We start from the raw sequence: 17,328 nt of genomic DNA, 5'->3' as shown, positions 1-17,328 counted from the left end.
GAGCCGGGCGCATCGAACGAAACTTGTACGCCGTGAAAGCTGAGCAATTCTGACCCATGCGCTCCTGTGAGAAAAATAGCGGCCCTTTGTTCCAAAACGGGTTCAGGATCAACAAAACAACACCACACAACAGCATTAAAGGCAGCAGGAAAAATACACTGATCAAAAGATCAAATGTTCGTTTGACAATCCGAAACACAACCCCCCGAACAGGGTGGCCCGAGCGCCGCCCGCCAATGGAACCCGAAGCTTCCCGATTAGAAAAATCGAAATCAAACATGAGTGCTGTAAAGCCTAATCTTTATCTATTGTTAAACACGCAAAGCGGGACAAGATTTTGAGAAGCTCTTAGTAACTCCTTCGTGAGATAGTCAACAGCATTCAATAGTGGTCGGTCCGAAATCCAGTATTTTCCATCGGCTTTGTTGCAAAAATTGTTTGGAGGAGATTCTTCACGTAAACACAACCTGATACCTGCATGCGATGAGGGGTTGGACCCCCTGTAAAATGCATGTCCACAAGCTGGCCGGGGTCAGAGATCGCTGAACGGCAGTCCGCCATATTGCGGTGGGAACCGGTTCGTAGAACTTTTGGACCGATGCCGTCGGCGTCTCAGCCCCTCTTGGTCGCACTCTTTGGATGCGCCTTGCGAATGGTTAAGGCTGACCCGGCATGTTGCGGTTCAAATTCACTAAGGAGATCCTCTCGGTTGAACTGATCGATACCCGCAGCTTCGACGATTTGAAGCGGGACTTCGCCCATGTCTCTGCTTTGGTCGAGGCGATACGGCTTTTGACCGCTGCCGAAGCTTGCGAAGGACAGCCAGATCGTCGAATGGGACAGTCTGTCGCTCCGTTCCGGGCTATCAATATCGGTGATTTGGAAAACGTGCACTTGATCGACTTTATGGTGACCATTGAGGCTGTGGCTGGGATCAAGGGGGAACGCAACTTGCCGAAAATTCAGCCCGAAGACGTGCCGGCGTCGAGGGGCAAAACCGCATTGCCGGTATCGTTAGCCCCACCAAGGTTCTAACGAATGCCGCTGGCAGGATGCCGACGCATCCATATGGCTATTTCTCTGATGTTTCCCACGGAGGGTTCTCCCCAATCTCGGCGACCAGGAAATCCATGAATACCCGAACTTTAGGGGAAAGCACGTTTGATTTGGGGTAAATCAGCCACAAAACGTTCTCTTCAGCGGCTTCGTACTCAGGCAGAACCTGCTTGAGCGCGCCTGAAGTAAGCTCCTCTTGGACACTCCATAACGAGTTCATCGAGATACCTGCGCCGGCGACGGTTGCCAGTTTTTGGCTGAGACCGTCATCCATAATAAGCGGACATTTTGTTGCACCAGGATCGAACGTCGCGGTGGAGCCATGGGCGGTCTTCAGCGTTCGCGCCCGGATTTGGCGAAATGCTATGAGTTTGTGGCTCATCAGATCGTCCGGTGTTTCAAGGTCGCCATACGCCTCCAGGTAATCAGGAGCGGCACAAAGTATGCGCCTGTCATTCGCCAGTTTTCGCCCCTTGAGACTGGTGTCGATCAAAGGCGCGTTCCTCAACGCAAGATCATAACTGCCTTCGATCAAGTCGAACTGAGTATCCGACAGGCGCAAGTCCAATGTGACTCCGGGATGCTGTTCCTGAAACTTAGCGAGAACCGGTGCGATGTATAGCTGGGCAAAAGTGCTGGGCGCGGTAAAGCGCAGAGTGCCGGTGGCCTCGGCAGCACCTTGGCCTAACGCCGCCAGCGCAGCATTTTCCTGCGCCAGAATTTCACGTGCGTAAGGCAGGAACTCGGCACCCTCAAGTGACAGAGATACTTTGCGGGTCGAACGATGGAGAAGCTCAACGCCCAGCTGAAGTTCCAGTTTGGCAAGTCGTGCACTGGAAACAGCCGGAACCAAACCCAGTTCGCGTCCCGCAGCCGAGATGTTCAGCTTGTCTGCTGCAAGCACGAAAAGACGAAGGGCTTGAGTGTCCATGATCCGATTATACGCAAAATACGAAAACTGAAATTGGTTTTCTCCAGTTTTATCGGTTTTTGCAAGTGTTAATTCAGGCTCAACGAACGACACACCAAATGGAGCCAAACATGTCCGTCCGCCCCAACGTCCAGTCCCAGATCATCGAAGCCTTCAATTTTCGGCACGCGACCAAGATTTTTGATGCTGACAAAAAGATAAGTGATGCGAATTTCGAAACTATTCTTGAGGCCGGGCGCTTGTCTCCAACCTCTTTCGGGCACGAGCCGTTCAAAGCTCTGATCATCCAATCCCCTGAGATGCGTGAGCACTTTCGCGAGTTTTCCTGGGGCGCAAACGGAATGATGAATGGCAGTGCAGGCCAATTGGGAACGGCTAGCCATTTCGGCATCATTCTTGCCAGCACAGCAGAAACCATGACGGCAGGGTCGGACTACCTCCAGGACCACTACCGCTTCGTAAAGCAACTGCCCGACGATGTTATAGAGCTGTTCAATGGTGCCTACGGTAAGTTCCAATCCACCGATCACCGGGTCACATCAGAACGTGAGATTGCGGATTGGTCCGGGAAGCAGGCTTACATTGTCCTTGCCAACATGATGACTGCGGCTGCCCTGATGGGAATCGACTCCTGCCCGATTGAAGGGTTCGACATGGAACTGACAACCACGGCGCTTTCAGAACATTTCGGCGTGGATACATCCCAATGGAAGCCGGCAGTCATGTTCGCCTTCGGGCATCGCGCCAGCGATCCTCAGTTTCCAAAGACCCGCCGCCCGATGGCCGAGACTGTGAGCTGGTTCTGACACCCTGTTGATAGGCGCAATGGCTGCCCGATCGGCGCAAACAAGGAGCGATCAGATGCAAAGAACTGGTATCGTGAATTACCATGTCCACAAACCACAGCGGCAAGCCTTCGAGCTGGATGCCGGCGGCATTGTTGGCAATTTGATCTCGCCCGAGCTGGCACCCACCATAGTGCCCCTGACCGACATGCGTGGGTCGGCGCAGCCTTTGAACTTTGCAGAAGACGGGTTCGAATTTGCCTTCGCTCAGAGTTCTTTAAGTTCATTTTCAGGCGAAACATGGAAACAGCCGTATGATCAGGAAATCACGCTGCTCTTGCAGGGCAAGCTGAATATCCGCGAGGTTCTTGTTTTTGACCACACCGTGCGGATGGATGATCCTGGCGCAAGCCGCAAACCGGCGCGCAATGTCCACAGCGACTTTAGCGAGGACGGCGCCAAGCAGCGGCTGATTGACCAGCTTGGCCCGGAAAAGGCCGAGGACTGGGCCAGAGGTCACTACGCCTTCGTCAATGTGTGGCGCCCTGTTGCGCATACAATCAACAGCGCTCCTTTGGGATTTGTTCGTTCATCAAGCATTGATCCGGAAGATTGGGTTTTACTCGACCTGATTTACCCGGACCGCAATGGCCAGATTTTGGGGCTTGTGAGAAATGATAGCCACGAGTGGCTCTACTTGTCCAAAATGACGCCGGATGAGGTGGCAATCTTCAACATCTATGACAACCAAGGGCTGCCTTCGGTCGCGCATAGCGCACTCGATATGATCGAGAACCCGACAATCACGATCCCGCGAAAAAGCATCGAGAGCCGCACTTTGGTACGCTACTGAGGAACCGTCATGTTGGATAAGAACCAAATCCCCGTGTTTGCCCCCATTAACAAGGCCTTCAGCCAAGTGTTCCGCCCCAACCGGCTGAGTATTGGGTTGGTGCTGCCGTTAGCGGCCTATTCGGTCGGATCCGAGCCCACTATGAAAGCGCACTTAGAGGCGGCCCAAATGGCCGCGCGGCTGGGCTTTTCAGCCCTCCGGTTGCGGGATGTGCCCTTCTACGTGCCAAACTTTGGCGACCCCGGACAGATCTTTGACCCCTTCGTCTATTTGGGTGTGCTGGCAGCAGTGACGGATAGAATAGCGCTTGGCATTGAAAGCATCGTTTTGCCCCTGCGCCACCCGACACACGTCGCCAAGGCATTGGGAATAAACCACGTCGCCCTGAACCTGAGGTCTAACCAGCGCCCTATCGAAACAACACTCAAGCGTCTGGCGGACGATCTTCTGCCCGAATTTTCATAGAGGAATACTCACATGACAAAGACCATTCTTGTCACGGGAGCAACGGACGGTATCGGATTGCTTACCGCTAAAAAACTTGCGGCTGACGGCCACCGGGTTCTTCTGCATGGTCGCAGTACGTCAAAGTTGGAAGCCGCTCTTGAAGCAGTGGGAGGCGAAGCCGAGACATACTCTGCCGATCTCTCTGATATGTCAGCAGTGATTTCACTTGCTGCTGCAATCCGGGCAAAACATGACACAGTGGATGTATTAATCAACAACGCGGGTGTACTGAAGGCTCCGAAACCGGTGCTGGAAAACGGGTTCGATATCCGCTTTGTCGTCAACACGTTTTCGCCTTACCTACTGACTGAGCTGTTGTTGCCGATCATGCCCAAATCCGGACGTATCGTGAACCTGTCGTCGGCGGCTCAGGCACAGGTGAACCCGGCGGCGATGCAGGGCAAAACGCGCCTGTCTGATATGGACGCATATGCCCAAAGCAAGCTGGCAATTACCATTTGGACGCGAGAATGGGCTAAGGCGCTGCCCGATGGGCCTGCAATGATTGCCGTGAACCCGGGCTCGCTGCTTGCTTCAAAGATGGTTAAGGATGGCTTCGGTGTTGCGGGTAACGATCTTAATATCGGCGCGGACATTCTGATTGATGCCGCGCTGAGCGACCAGTTCTCGGGTGCTTCGGGGCGCTATTTCGACAATGACAGTGGCGCGTTCGCCGATCCGCATCCGGCAGCCTTGAACCCCGGGCACGCAATGGTCGTGATGAGAACAATTCAAATCATTACCCGCCAGCAAACCTAACCCGCGCGCTATAGGCGCGTCATCCCAATCGTATCAACCCACCCCTCGGATCGTTAATGCCGAGGGTTAAGAAAGGACTGCCTAATGAAATACGAGAATTTCCAAACATTCGATGTCCACGTGGAAAACGCGATCGCCTCAGTGACCTTCAATTTCGGGTCGGTAAACGTTCAAGGTCAAGAGATGTTGGCCGATCTAAACAGTCTTGCGATGCGGCTTGAACGGGACCGGGACACCAAGGTTGTGATATTCCAGTCCGCAAATCCCGAGATTTGGGTTTGTCACTATGATACCGAGCTGCTTAAGGACATGTCGACCAAGGCTGTTTCGCGCGAAGACGCGAAGCTGCTGGATCTGCAATCTGTTTGCGAGCGCCTTAGCAAAGTCCCTCAGGCGACCATTGCAAAACTAGAGGGTTTCGCGCGCGGTGGCGGGCATGAACTGGCACTCGCGCTGGATATGCGTTTTGCTACGCGCGGGAAGTTCAAGTTCATGCAGATGGAGGTTGGCATGGGCATTTTGCCTTGTGGCGGAGGAGCTTCCCGCATGGCGCGCCAAACCGGCCTTGGTCGTGCGCTTGAAATCATCCTAAGTGCCCAGGACTATGACGCAGACGATGCCGAACGTATGGGGACGATCAACAAAGCGCTGGAGCCTGATGAGATCGGGCCTTACGTCGATGCGCTGGCAAAACGCATCGCGCAATTCCCGGCTGAATCGATCAACGCGTGCAAGCAGATGGTGTATGAATCCATCGACAAACCCATTGCAGATGCTTTGAAGGCCGAAGCCTTTTGGCTGTATCAAGCGACGAGCAAAACGCCCGCAATCAAGCGTTTCACGATCGCGGACGAGCAAGGCTTGGAGCACGACATCGAAAACCAGCGCAATTGGAATGAGCTTGTCATGAAAGTGCAGGAGATCACTGGTTAACTGCCGTTGGATCACTTGATCGGCTTTACACTATCTTGTCTGGCCGGTCATCGCGTCCTGATTGGCGATAGAACAGATCATCCGCTCTGTCGCCATTCAGTGAACCCCGGCCAGTATATATTCAGAGTTTGCCTTCAGCCCGCAGGCGTCTGATCACGCCGGTTGCCATATTTGCGCATCGCTTGCCTCCGAATGGAAATATCGCTTCGAATCCACCACGAACCTGTCGTTCAAGCGTCGAGCGCAGTCGGCGACGGGCACGGAATAGGCGCGTTTTTACCGTGATCGGATTGATCTGAAGCTCACGGGCAATGGCCATAACGCTCATATCTTCGGATTCGCGTAACAAAAACGGAAGGCGCATATCGGGTGGCAGTTCGGAAACCGCGGTTTCCAATAATCCGCGGAGTTGCGCCCGGCCTATGGCGGCATCGGGAAGTTCAGAATTCTGACCGGGAAATGTCAGGATCCGAGACAGGTGAGTCTCCTCAACGGTGTCGTACTCTTCCTCTGGCCGGAATCGTCTGCGTTGCATGCGCGCGGTATTGATGACGATCCGGGTTATCCAGGTCGAAAAGCTTGCGCGTTCCTGAAAACTGTCCAGTTTGCTGAAAGCGGACATATAGGCCTCTTGCAGCGCGTCTTCGGCTTCGGAATCTGTATCGACGATACCCCGGGCAACGCGGAACAGACGCGGATTCAGACGCCGGACAAGTTCGCGGACGGCCGTTTCGTTTCCACTCCGGGCGTCGGCTACAAGCTCTGCTTCGGTTTTAGTCGTTCCGTATTGGATTGCCGTCTTGCGACTTGTCCCGACCGTCATGATCTGTCCTTTCGCTTGATGGTACCTTTCGCGATTATATCCTGTGCCAATGGCAATGCCTCCAAAACCTGATCGGATACATCGCTTTGATCTTCCGAGGTTCCTTCCCAACCCGCATCGGCGGGGGTCCCCACCACAATGCGGCCGACCATCGCCGCCATTTCGTGGGGCAGGCAATAATAATCGTACACCCCGGGAACTGTCAGCGTGACCTCGAAATATGCATCAGGCAGCAGAAAGTCGCTGTCCCAGGGGTCCGCTGCCGCAGGAATGCGACGTTTTCGGTCATAAAACTTGGGGTGATAGGTTGTCACCGTATGGCTGTTTCCCGGGTCCCGGTTGGTGAAACGGATGGTGGATCCCGGAGCCACTGACAAGCCCAAGGGATCAAACCAGACCCTCTCGCCGCGCGCGCTGCCGCGCATTTCAACATTGATAACTGTTTGTGCACCTGATGATCGTGTGACTGCGCAGGTAGCGATCGCGCCACCTGCGAGCCACAGCGCATGACGTCGCGTGCAGATCATTCGGCCAGCCGTTCTTTTGCCCCCTCATCATGGAACAGCACAACATGTGCGTGGGGTTTTTCCACTCCGGAGTGGCCGGCGTTGAAGTAAACATCTGTCGAACTGACAGTGTGCGACCCCAAACCTAGCCCGTCGAATGAAACTCCGTTCTGCAGATCGTCGAGTGGGGTCATGTAGATCGTTGCCGACAACTGCCCATCGCGATCATAAGCCAGGAATGGACCAGCGGGCAGGGTGGCCGGGTCTACAAACAGCGTGCCAAGGCCCGGGATGAATTCCGGCAGAGGCAGCACGTCGCTCACTTTCACATAAGGATCACCGGCGGGTGCATTCATAAGAGCCTTTTCGTCATGCGCAGCGGCAAGCGTTGCGGTGACAAACAACAGTCCGATTGCAGACATAGAGATTTTGGTCATGGGCTTGTCCTTTCCAGGGTTCACATCCGGTGCGTCACAATTGGCACCTGTGTTATTGGATGCGCTGCGCGCGAAAAGGTTCCCAAGTTTCTTCGTTTGGTTTTTGATGGCCAGCCGCGTTGTGGTCAGCTGCGCTGAGTATTCCGGCGATCAGGATCGTATTTGCGACGTTCATGCCTGGAATAGCCTTGCTAGTGGGCGGCGCTCCACCTCATCCCCAAGTCCGACAGATGCCTTTGAACCCGGCCGGGATAGTCGGATACGATTGCGTCCACGCCCAGATCAATCATCTTGCCAATGTCTTCGTGTTCATTGACTGTCCAAACTGCGACGCACAGGCCCAGCTTTTTGGCAAGAGCCACGCTTTCTGCGGTCACATCCGCAAAATACGGGCACCAAAGCGCGCCGCCCGCTTCTTTGACCAACTTTGGAATTTCATCGCGACGGCCACGAAAGTCCGGACAAACTGCTTTTGATGAGTCCTCGCCCACATCATCCGCGTTATCTGGAAGCTGCGTCAGGTAAGAAGACGGCATATCAGGGGCCTGTCGTTGACATTCTTCCAAGAGAGCCCAGTCAAAGCTGTGCAGAACCGCACGCGACGACAAACTCTTGGCGCGAACGTCTTGAAGAACCCGGCCAACGAAGTTCTGTCTGTAAAACGCATCATGGGCCAAATCGGGATCAGACTTTAGTTCGAGCATCAGACAGGCATCGCTGTATTTTGGGTCATCGACCAGTTCCAGCAGGTTCATCAGCGTTGGAACACGAACACCGTCCATTTGGGCCTGGTCTGGAAAACGACGACCATAGGCCGAATGCCCATCCAACCGTCCGATGTCGAATTTCTGAATCTGTTCGACGGTCAACGAGGAAACCTTCGGCTCTTCCACCAAAAATCGACCATTGGCGTCGCGAAATGTCTGTGCGTGTAGCCGGTGGTTATGGGTTATGACCGGAACGCTATCTGCGGTCAGAACGACATCAAATTCCAAGAGCGGGACGCCGATGGACAGCGAAAAGTCAAAGCCAATCATGCTGTTTTCAGGTAAAACGCCGCGGGCACCCCGGTGCCCCACAACCCGGATCAGGTTTTCACCGCCGCGAAAGGCTTCAACCTGTGGAAACGTCATCAGCTTTGCAGCCTTTCGCCGGTTGAATGGTCAAACAGGTGCATATTCTCTGAGGCGATCGAAAACCGCATGTTCGGATGCTGGCCTTCGATTGGGTGGACACCCGGAAGGCTTATCGTAATCGCGCTGCTAGAGCCTATGAGCTGACCGTGCAATAGAGTGTTTGCCCCCAACGGTTCCGCAATCTGGATTGCTGCTTCCAACGGACCGTTTTCGTCCAACAACAGATGCTCTGGTCGTATCCCCAATTTTACTGCGATATCAGGCCCCTGGGATGCGCCAACCTCAATTTCTCCGATCCTGACCGTCCCGTTTTCACGCTGGGCATCAAACACATTCATCGCAGGGCTGCCAATAAACTGCGCTGCGAACAGAGTTCTGGGAGTTTCGTAAACTTCCAACGGGGTCCCGATTTGCTCGGCGATACCGCCATTCATCACGATCATTCTGTCGGCCATCGTCATGGCCTCGACCTGGTCGTGCGTAACGTACAGGGAGGTGACTCCAAGCTTTTCCTGGAGCTCTCGGATTTCCAGACGCATCTGAACACGCAGCTTGGCATCGAGGTTCGAGAGCGGCTCATCAAACAGGAAGACTGCCGGTTCGCGGACAATGGCACGGCCCATGGCCACCCTTTGGCGTTGACCGCCCGACAGCTGTCTGGGCTTACGATCCAGCAAAGGTTCCAACTGCAATAGCTTGGCCGCATCTGTCACCTTTTGATCGATCTGATTTTTGGGAAGCCCGGCAATCTTCAGCCCGTAACCCATATTCTGACGCACCGACATGTGCGGGTAAAGCGCATAGTTCTGGAACACCATCGCGATGTCCCGATCCATAGGCTCTTTGTCGTTGGCCCGTTCCTCACCGATCCGGATTTCCCCGGACGTAACCGTCTCCAACCCTGCCACCATTCGCAGAAGCGTGGATTTACCACAGCCCGAGGGGCCGACGATCACGATGAACTCTCCGTCTGCGATATCGACATCAATACCGTGGATCACATCCGTCGGGCCAAAACTCTTTTTGACGTTCTCTAGGGTTACTGTTGCCATTTCTTATTTCTCGCTATCGACAAGGCCGCGGACAAAGAGCTTTTGCATCGACACCACCACGATGACCGGCGGGATCATTGCCAGAATTGAGGTCGCCATGATCGTCGGCCAATGCGCAAAATCATCACCCGACGGGAACATCTGCTTGATGCCCATCACGATGGTGTTCATTTCAGGGTCTGTCGTGATCAGCAGCGGCCACAGGTATTGGTTCCAGCCGTAGATGAACAAGATCACGAACAGCGCCGCGATATTGGTCCGGCTCATGGGCACCACGATGTCGATGAAGAACCGCATCGGGCGGGCTCCATCCACGCGGGCTGCTTCGGCCAATTCATCAGGGATGGTTAGGAAGAACTGACGGAACAGAAATGTCGCCGTTGCCGAGGCAATCAACGGAAAGATCAGACCGTAATAACTGTTGAGCATGCCAAACCCGGCCACAACCTCGAAGGTTGGAACGATCCGCACCTCGACCGGCAGCATCAGGGTCAGGAAGATCAGCCAGAAAAACGTCGTACGGCCTGGAAACTTGAAGTAGACAATCGCAAAAGCGGACAGCAGCGAGATGATGATTTTGCCCACTGCGATGCCAATTGCCATCACCAGGCTGTTGAACAGCATCGTCGCAACGGGCACGTTTACACCCGAGAACAGCGCCGCTTTGTAGTTCACCCAGAACTGATCACCCGGCACTACGGGCATAGGTGGCGAGACGATGTCTGCCTGGGTCACGGTCGAAGCCACAAAGGCCAGCCATATCGGGAAAAAGATGATCAAAACGCCTAGGATCATGAACGCATGGGTAAACCAGATGCCTACGCCGCGTTTTTCGACCATTCCGTGTTGTTGGGCTGTCATCAGTAATGCACCCTCTTTTCCACGTATTTGAACTGAATGACGGTCAGTAGGCCAACAACAATCAGCAAGATAACAGATTGTGCCGAAGATGACCCAAGATCTTGCCCGACAAACCCATCTGAGAAGACCTTGTAGACTAGGATCGTCGTCGCCTGTTGTGGGCCTCCGCCAGTGATCGTGTGGATCACCCCGAAGGTCTCAAAGAAGGCATAGACAACATTCACGACCAGCAGGAAGAATGCAGTCGGAGACAGCAGCGGCAGCACAATCGTGAAGAACCGGCGCCAGAAATGCGCGCCGTCAATTGCCGCCGCTTCGATGACCGAGCGGGGAACGGATTGCAGCGCTGCAAAGAAAAACAGGAAGTTATAGCTGATGCGGCCCCAAGCTGAGGCGACAACAACCAACCCCATAGCTTCAGTGTCGTTCAGGACATGGTTCCAGTCATAGCCAAGCTGGCTGAGATACCACGCCACCACACCGACGCGTGTATTGAACATGAACAGCCACAGCACACCGGCCACAGCGGGGGCCACGGCATAGGGCCAGATCAGCAATGTGCGATAAACACCCGAACCTTTAATGAGCCTGTCCGCGATAACTGCCAGAAATAGCGCCGGTATCATCGAGCAGAGCGTCACAAGCGTCGAAAACACGGCGGTTGTGACGAAAGATGCGCGATAATACTTGTCGCTCAGCAGGAACTCAAAGTTGCCGAGCCCCACAAACTGCGACGACAGACCGAACGGGTCGGGAATGAACAGGGACTGCCAAACCGCCTGACCGGCGGGATAAAAGAAGAAGACGGCGGAAATGATGACCTGTGGGGCGATCAGCGCCAATGGCAATAGCCAGCCGCGAAAGGTGACGCGTTTTTCCATCCTGAATTTCCACCGAAGAAAGATAATGCGGGCCCGAAAAGGGCCCGCATGAAGTTACGACTTATTGATTGGCGGATTCGAACCGGCGCAGCAGCGCGTCACCACGTTCCTTCGCGCTATCCATCGCTTCCTGAGCAGTTTTCTCACCGGACCAGACGGCCTCAAGCTCTTCGTCGATGATACCGCGGATCTGGTCGAATGACCCCAGACGCAGACCTTTGGAATTTGCGGTCGGCTCTTTCGCGGTCATCTGGATCACAGCGATGTCGGTGCCGGGGTTTTCGTCATAAAAACCTGCCGCACGGGTCGCATCACCCGCTTCGGCCGTGATTGGAAGGTAGCCGGTGTTCTGGTGCCAGGCCGACTGCACGTCAGACGATGACAGGAAGCTCAGAAACTCTCCGACGCCCTTGTACTCCTCAGGGTCATGACCTTCCATTACCCAAAGGGATGCGCCACCGATAATGGTGTTCTGCGGCTCACCTGTGACGGCTTCCCAGTAGGGCAGCGGACGGACGTCGAAATCGAATTCGGCCTCTGCCTTGATGCCAGCGTAACCAGCCGAGCTTTCGGTGAACAATGCGCATTCGCCTGACCGGAAGTTCGCACCACCTTCGTTTCTGCGACCGGTGTAGATGAACTTGCCATCCTTGGCCCAGTCACCCATCGCGGTCAGGTGTGCCACCTGCGCCGGACCGTTCAGCATCAGCTCGGTATCCAGACCGGCAAAACCGTTGTCCTTCGAGGCAAATGGAACGTCGTGATAGGCCGACATGTTCTCAAGATGGATCCAGCTTTGCCATGCGGTGACCAGCGGGCAGTCTTCGCCCCCGGCCTTGAGCTGTTCAAGTACGTCTCCAACCTTTTCCCACGTGGACAGATCCGTGTCTGGATCAACGCCGGCGGCTTGCATGGCGTCGCGGTTGACCCACAAAACCGGCGTGGATGAGTTGAAGGGCAGCGAAAGCATGTCCCCGTCAGTGGTCGTATAGTACCCTTTGACGGCACCGATATACGCGTCGGGATCAAAAGACGCGCCACTTTCAGCCATCACTTCGTAGACCGGCCGGATCGCACCTTCGGCTGACATCATCGTTGCCGTGCCGACCTCGAATACCATCAGGATTTGCGGCTGCTCACCGGCGCGGAAGGCAGCGATGCCCGCGTTCAGGGTTTCCGAGTAGTTGCCCTTGTGGCTTTCAACCACGACATACTCGTCCTGACTGGCGTTGAATTCTTCCACTTGCGCTTTGACAAGCTCACCAAGGCGGCCGGTAAAGGCGTGCCAGAACTGAACCTCGGTTTGTGCCATTGCCGCCACTGGGGACAATGCAGTTGTAACGGCAAGAGCGCCGAGAAAATTCTTTTTCATGATTCCTCCCATGCATCAGGTTCGATGCTTCGTTGAATACCGACCGCAACGGGTAAACGGCACACATGACGATTTCACGACGTTAACGTTACAGAAATATAATTCAAGCCCAATTTACTGGATAAAAAAATAACATAGTGTTATGAGGCGAAGGCGGCAGATTGGGATCGGTAATGAGTCAAATTCTTAGGGTCCGGCAGTTAGAAGCCCTTATGGCTGTAACCACCAACGGCTCTGTTACGGCGGCAGCGACCGACCTGGGGGTGAGCCAGCCAGCCGTCAGCAGGTTGCTTTCGGATCTTGAAAAGTCACTTGGGTTTCAGCTTTTTGATCGACGCGAAGGCCGGTTGGTGCCGACACAGGAGGTGCGGTATCTTTTGCCCAGCGTCGAGCGTGTTCTGGAACTGATGAGGCAAATCTCTGACGTCAGCCAGGACATTACACAGCGCAAAGCAGGGCACATCCGTGTTGCTTGCTTGCCCGGATTTGCCACTAGCCATTTACCCGACGTTGTCGCCAGATTCTTGACGGATCGGCCCGGCGTCACCCTGACGATCGAACCTGACAGACCCGAGCGCATTCTCGAATGGATGATCGGCGAGCAGTATGATTTCGGGATCACCGACAGCTTTAACGGTCACCCCGCTGTCGAAAGCTGGGATATCGAGGTCCGGACGGTTTGTGTGTTTCCCACCGGAAGTGAATTGGAAAACCTCTCTGAGGTTACACCGGCGGACCTCGTAAATAGCAAAATTATCCACACACGACGCGACAGCGACTTTTTCGGACGGCTCTCAAAAGCGTTTCAAAGTGCCAACGTGGAATTGAATTCCCATATTGAAGTCAGGCAGTTCACGGCGGCATGTGAATTGGCTGTGAAAGGCGTTGGCGTTTCCGTCGTGAGCGAACTGGACGCCGTCCAATACGCAGCCCACGGGTTAAGCTATCGACCGTTTAAGCCATTTCTGCCGCATACTCTTTCTCTTGTTCGCCCGATTTTGAAACAACCGTCACTGGTGACCCTGGAATTCATCGAACAGTTTCGAGACAGCCTTGAGCCTTTCAAGGCAGAATAGGGCGGTTGAAATTAAATGTTGCAACCGGTTGCAAAAATATTGATTGTGTCACCTGAGAATTGATTCGGGGGACCGTATGTTGAAGATCGGATTGCTGGGGGCCGGACGTATTGGTCGCGTGCATGCGGAAGCGATTTCGGCACACCCCCAAACCGAATTGACGGCTATTTCAGACGCGGTGAATAATGCCGCTGTCGGTCTGGCTGCTGAGTACGGCGCCAGGGTGCAAAGCTCTGACGAGATTATCGGTGATTCAACGATTGATGCGGTTCTGATCGCAACGCCTACCGATACGCATTCCGACTTGATCGAAGCGGCAACGCAGGCCGGCAAAGCGGTTCTGTGCGAAAAACCCGTCGATCTGGACCTTGAGCGAGCGAAGATTTGCCAAAAAGCTGCAGGCGCGACTGGTCAACCGGTCATGCTTGGCTTCAACCGTCGCTTCGATCCCAATTTCCAGGCGCTAAAAGCTGCCTATGATGGTGGGGAGGTCGGGAAAGCTGAGCTGTTGTCCATCACGTCGTTTGATCCGGCGCCGCCTCCGGTAAGTTATGTCAAGGTATCGGGCGGGTTGTTCCGGGACATGATGATCCATGATTTTGACATGGCCAACTACCTGATGGGGCAGATGCCTGTCACCATTTCAGCCGTAGGAACCTCGGTCGTCGATCCGGAAATAGGGCAGGCCGGTGACGTAGATACGGCTGTGGTAACAATGACTTACTCGGATGGTAGCCTCGCCGTTATCAAGAACTCGCGGCGGGCAGCATACGGGTATGATCAACGGGTCGAACTGCTGGGCTCAAAGGGCCTTTTGCAGGCGCATAATGTCCTTGAGAATTCAGTTGTTAAATCAACGGCCGACGGCGTGACCGGAGCGAAGCCAACATACTTCTTTCTTGAACGCTACATGGCCGCTTACCGCGCCGAATGGGATGCGTTTACGCGCGCCGTTCAGTCCGGGTCGGACGTGCCGGTAACACTTGAGGATGGTGTCGCGGCGTTGGCGATGGCCGAAGCTGCAACGCGCTCGGCGAAGTCCGGAAGGCCCGTTGCGATGGAGGAAGTTTTTTGAAACCGGTTGCAAAATGATCGGATATCCGGAAACTGAAGGAAGCCCGATCACCGATCGGAGCAGACGAGATTCGGTTTAGCCGAATGGCCGGGCAGACCCGGCACCAAGATTGAATTTTCTATTGGGAGGAATGGAAATGAAAAAAATCGTAAAAGGTGTGCTGATGGCCAGCGCAGTCGCATTTGCCGGCGCCACAGGCGTTGCGGCAGAAGGCGAGAAGTATATTCTGGTCAGCCATGCCCCGGACAGTGACAGCTGGTGGAACACCATCAAGAACGGTATTGCCCTGGCGGGCGATCAGATGGGTGTCGAGGTTGAATATCGCAACCCGCCTACCGGTGACCTTGCCGACATGGCGCGGATCATCGATCAAGCCGCAGCTTCGGGACCCAATGGTATCATCACTACGCTGGCCGACCCGGACATTCTGGAAGGTCCGATCAAAGCCGCCGTGGATTCCGGTATCGACGTCATCATCATGAACACTGGCACGCCGGAAAAGGCGCGCGAAGTTGGTGCGCTGATGTATGTCGGCCAGCCGGAATATGACGCTGGATTGGCCGCTGGCCAGCGCGCCAAAGGCGATGGCATCAGCTCGTTCCTGTGCGTGAACCACTATATCGTGCAGCCATCCAGCCAAGAACGCTGCCAGGGCTTTGCAGACGGTCTGGGCATCGAACTGGGCGAGCAGATGATCGACGCAGGACAGGATCCGGCCGAGATCAAGAACCGCGTTCTGGCATACCTGTCAGCAAACCCCGAAACGGAAGCCGTTTTGACACTTGGCCCGACATCGGCCGACCCAACCATTCTGGCGCTGGAAGAAAATGGCATGGCCGGTGACATTTACTTCGGCACCTTCGATCTGGGTGGTGAAATTGTCAAAGGCATCAAAAGCGGTGTGATCCAGTGGGGCATCGACCAGCAGCCCTTCCTGCAGGCCTACCTGCCAGTCGTCGTGATGACGAACTACCACCGTTACGGCGTTCTGCCGGGCAACAACATCAACTCAGGCCCCGGTTTCGTGACCGCTGACGGGTTGGAAAAGATCGAAGAGTTCGCGGGCGAATACCGCTGATCTTCAAAACGGTGCGGACGCATGACGTGTGTCCGCACCACCTGATGCAAGCATTCAGACGAACGCGCCAAGGAGGCAACAATGGCTGAGTCAGCGCAATCCGCAGTCGGTGGTGACGAGCGGGTAAAAGAGATATCACCTCTACGCAAGGCCCTGATACGCCCCGAATTGGGCGGAATGGTCGGCACAGTCGCGGTATTCACGTTTTTCCTGCTGTTTGCTTTTGACAGCGGCATGTTCACCAGTCAGGGCGTGATGAACTGGTCCGTGGTTTCCGCGCAGTTCATGATCATCGCTGTCGGAGCCTGTTTGCTTATGATCGCAGGTGAGTTTGACCTTTCCGTCGGCTCAATGATCGGATTCGCGGGCATGATGATCGCGATTTTCTCGGTCACTCTTAGCTGGCCGGTTTGGATTGCCATCATGGTGACCTTTGTACTTTGCGTTTCAATTGGGGCGCTGAACGGCTTTATCGTCGTGCGCACCGGATTGCCCAGCTTTATCGTGACGCTGGCCTTCCTGTTTATTTTGCGTGGTTTTACCATTTTTCTACCGCAAACAATCGAGCGGAAAACAATCATTGGCGGCATTCGGGATGTAGCCGAGGGCGATTGGCTGGCATCGGTGTTTGGCGGCAAGATAGGGCAGGGCTTTTTCGTTTGGTTGGGCGATAATGACCTAATCGGAACTTTTGAACGCGGCACGCGCGAGGGTCAGCCGGTGGTTGACGGTATCCCCATGCTGATTATTTGGGCCATCGCGCTTATCATCTTCGGCCATGTGCTTCTGACCAAAACAAAATTCGGCAACTGGATCTTCGCCTCTGGCGGTGACGCTGAGGCTGCCCGGAACTCGGGTGTCCCGGTCAACAGGGTCAAAGTTTTGATGTTCATGTTCACCGCATTCTGCGCGACGGTTTTTGCGACTTGTCAGGTGATGGAATTCGGTTCTGCCGGCGCGGATCGCGGGTTGCTGAAGGAATTCGAGGCGATCATCGCCGTGGTCATCGGCGGCGCGCTGCTGACCGGCGGTTATGGCTCCGTCATTGGGGCGGCACTTGGTGCCCTGATCTTTGGTGTGGTGCAGCAGGGGCTGTTCTTTGCCGGGGTCGAAAGCTCTCTGTTCCGGGTGTTTCTGGGCGTGATCCTGTTGGGTGCCGTGATCTTGAACACCTACATCCGTCGCATCATCACAGGAGAACGCTGAG

Annotated in this window: 20 protein-coding genes; 10 read left to right on the top strand and 10 right to left on the bottom strand. The window is 54.8% G+C overall.

Going from position 1 to position 17,328, the window contains the following annotated elements; all coding sequences use genetic code 11:
- A partial coding sequence (locus AC2FIS_RS08880; protein ID WP_496772911.1) for a sugar transferase occupies positions 1–280 on the bottom strand: 280 nt, incomplete at its 3' end.
- Between the two features lie 392 nt (positions 281–672).
- Between AC2FIS_RS08880 and AC2FIS_RS08875 the strand changes: the two genes are divergently transcribed.
- Positions 673–1,035 carry a hypothetical protein gene (locus tag AC2FIS_RS08875; protein WP_496772910.1) on the top strand — a complete coding sequence of 121 codons (363 nt, stop codon included), beginning with the start codon at positions 673–675 and terminating at the stop codon, positions 1,033–1,035.
- A 37-nt stretch (positions 1,036–1,072) separates the two neighbouring features.
- Here AC2FIS_RS08875 and AC2FIS_RS08870 read toward each other — a convergent pair whose 3' ends face one another.
- Complete coding sequence (locus AC2FIS_RS08870; protein WP_496772909.1) at positions 1,073–1,987, bottom strand: LysR family transcriptional regulator; 915 nt, start codon at positions 1,985–1,987, stop codon at positions 1,073–1,075.
- Between the two features lie 110 nt (positions 1,988–2,097).
- Here AC2FIS_RS08870 and AC2FIS_RS08865 point away from each other — a divergent pair, with 110 nt between their 5' ends.
- The 5 genes from AC2FIS_RS08865 (at position 2,098) to AC2FIS_RS08845 (ending at position 5,824) form a co-directional block, all read left to right on the top strand.
- Positions 2,098–2,793 (top strand): NAD(P)H-dependent oxidoreductase, encoded by a 696-nt coding sequence (locus AC2FIS_RS08865; protein WP_496772908.1) that lies wholly within the window; start codon positions 2,098–2,100, stop codon positions 2,791–2,793.
- A 55-nt stretch (positions 2,794–2,848) separates the two neighbouring features.
- Positions 2,849–3,625, top strand: coding sequence for a CmcJ/NvfI family oxidoreductase (locus tag AC2FIS_RS08860; protein WP_496772906.1), 777 nt, complete (start codon positions 2,849–2,851; stop codon positions 3,623–3,625).
- Between the two features lie 9 nt (positions 3,626–3,634).
- Positions 3,635–4,090, top strand: a complete 456-nt coding sequence (locus AC2FIS_RS08855; protein ID WP_496772905.1) for an LLM class flavin-dependent oxidoreductase — start codon at positions 3,635–3,637, stop codon at positions 4,088–4,090.
- 12 nt (positions 4,091–4,102) lie between these two features.
- The gene (locus tag AC2FIS_RS08850; protein WP_496772904.1) at positions 4,103–4,891 is read left to right on the top strand and encodes an SDR family NAD(P)-dependent oxidoreductase; all 789 of its coding nucleotides are present in this window, start codon (positions 4,103–4,105) and stop codon (positions 4,889–4,891) included.
- Between the two features lie 84 nt (positions 4,892–4,975).
- Complete coding sequence (locus AC2FIS_RS08845; RefSeq protein ID WP_496772903.1) at positions 4,976–5,824, top strand: enoyl-CoA hydratase/isomerase family protein; 849 nt, start codon at positions 4,976–4,978, stop codon at positions 5,822–5,824.
- A gap of 121 nt (positions 5,825–5,945) precedes the next feature.
- On the opposite strand, the gene AC2FIS_RS08840 is transcribed toward AC2FIS_RS08845, so the two are convergent.
- From AC2FIS_RS08840 to ugpB, 8 genes are all read right to left on the bottom strand, one after another.
- Complete coding sequence (locus tag AC2FIS_RS08840; protein ID WP_496772901.1) at positions 5,946–6,647, bottom strand: RNA polymerase sigma factor; 702 nt, start codon at positions 6,645–6,647, stop codon at positions 5,946–5,948.
- Positions 6,644–7,174, bottom strand: a complete 531-nt coding sequence (locus AC2FIS_RS08835) for a plastocyanin/azurin family copper-binding protein (RefSeq protein ID WP_496772900.1) — start codon at positions 7,172–7,174, stop codon at positions 6,644–6,646. The genes AC2FIS_RS08840 and AC2FIS_RS08835 overlap by 4 nt, the downstream gene beginning before the upstream one ends.
- Positions 7,171–7,590: a hypothetical protein gene (locus AC2FIS_RS08830; RefSeq protein ID WP_496772899.1), complete on the bottom strand. Its 420-nt coding sequence runs from the start codon at positions 7,588–7,590 to the stop codon at positions 7,171–7,173. The genes AC2FIS_RS08835 and AC2FIS_RS08830 overlap by 4 nt, the downstream gene beginning before the upstream one ends.
- Positions 7,591–7,781: 191 nt before the next feature.
- Positions 7,782–8,723: a glycerophosphodiester phosphodiesterase family protein gene (locus AC2FIS_RS08825; RefSeq protein ID WP_496772898.1), complete on the bottom strand. Its 942-nt coding sequence runs from the start codon at positions 8,721–8,723 to the stop codon at positions 7,782–7,784.
- A complete protein-coding gene (ugpC, locus tag AC2FIS_RS08820; RefSeq protein WP_496772897.1) occupies positions 8,723–9,778 on the bottom strand; it encodes a sn-glycerol-3-phosphate ABC transporter ATP-binding protein UgpC in 1,056 nt (351 codons plus the stop codon). Before ugpC ends, AC2FIS_RS08825 begins: the two co-directional genes overlap by 1 nt.
- 3 nt (positions 9,779–9,781) lie before the next feature.
- Positions 9,782–10,618, bottom strand: a complete 837-nt coding sequence (ugpE, locus tag AC2FIS_RS08815) for a sn-glycerol-3-phosphate ABC transporter permease UgpE (RefSeq protein ID WP_058274572.1) — start codon at positions 10,616–10,618, stop codon at positions 9,782–9,784.
- A 20-nt stretch (positions 10,619–10,638) separates the two neighbouring features.
- Positions 10,639–11,520: a sn-glycerol-3-phosphate ABC transporter permease UgpA gene (ugpA, locus tag AC2FIS_RS08810; RefSeq protein WP_058274560.1), complete on the bottom strand. Its 882-nt coding sequence runs from the start codon at positions 11,518–11,520 to the stop codon at positions 10,639–10,641.
- A 61-nt stretch (positions 11,521–11,581) separates the two neighbouring features.
- The gene (ugpB, locus tag AC2FIS_RS08805; protein ID WP_496772896.1) at positions 11,582–12,892 is read right to left on the bottom strand and encodes a sn-glycerol-3-phosphate ABC transporter substrate-binding protein UgpB; all 1,311 of its coding nucleotides are present in this window, start codon (positions 12,890–12,892) and stop codon (positions 11,582–11,584) included.
- A 173-nt stretch (positions 12,893–13,065) separates the two neighbouring features.
- Here ugpB and AC2FIS_RS08800 point away from each other — a divergent pair, with 173 nt between their 5' ends.
- The 4 genes from AC2FIS_RS08800 (at position 13,066) to AC2FIS_RS08785 (ending at position 17,327) form a co-directional block, all read left to right on the top strand.
- Complete coding sequence (locus AC2FIS_RS08800; RefSeq protein ID WP_496772895.1) at positions 13,066–13,968, top strand: LysR substrate-binding domain-containing protein; 903 nt, start codon at positions 13,066–13,068, stop codon at positions 13,966–13,968.
- A gap of 76 nt (positions 13,969–14,044) precedes the next feature.
- Positions 14,045–15,043: an inositol 2-dehydrogenase gene (gene iolG / locus AC2FIS_RS08795; RefSeq protein WP_496772893.1), complete on the top strand. Its 999-nt coding sequence runs from the start codon at positions 14,045–14,047 to the stop codon at positions 15,041–15,043.
- Positions 15,044–15,179: 136 nt separating this feature from the next.
- Positions 15,180–16,121 (top strand): sugar ABC transporter substrate-binding protein, encoded by a 942-nt coding sequence (locus AC2FIS_RS08790; protein WP_496725127.1) that lies wholly within the window; start codon positions 15,180–15,182, stop codon positions 16,119–16,121.
- Positions 16,122–16,202: 81 nt separating this feature from the next.
- Entirely contained in the window at positions 16,203–17,327 is a 1,125-nt protein-coding gene (locus AC2FIS_RS08785) for an ABC transporter permease (protein WP_496772892.1), read from the top strand.
- The last annotated feature ends 1 nt before the right edge of the window (position 17,328 follow it).

Source organism: Ruegeria sp. CDSB113 (genome assembly GCF_059611045.1).
The sequence above is the reverse complement of the archived record's forward strand: the minus strand, read 5'-3'. Positions and strand labels throughout refer to the sequence as shown.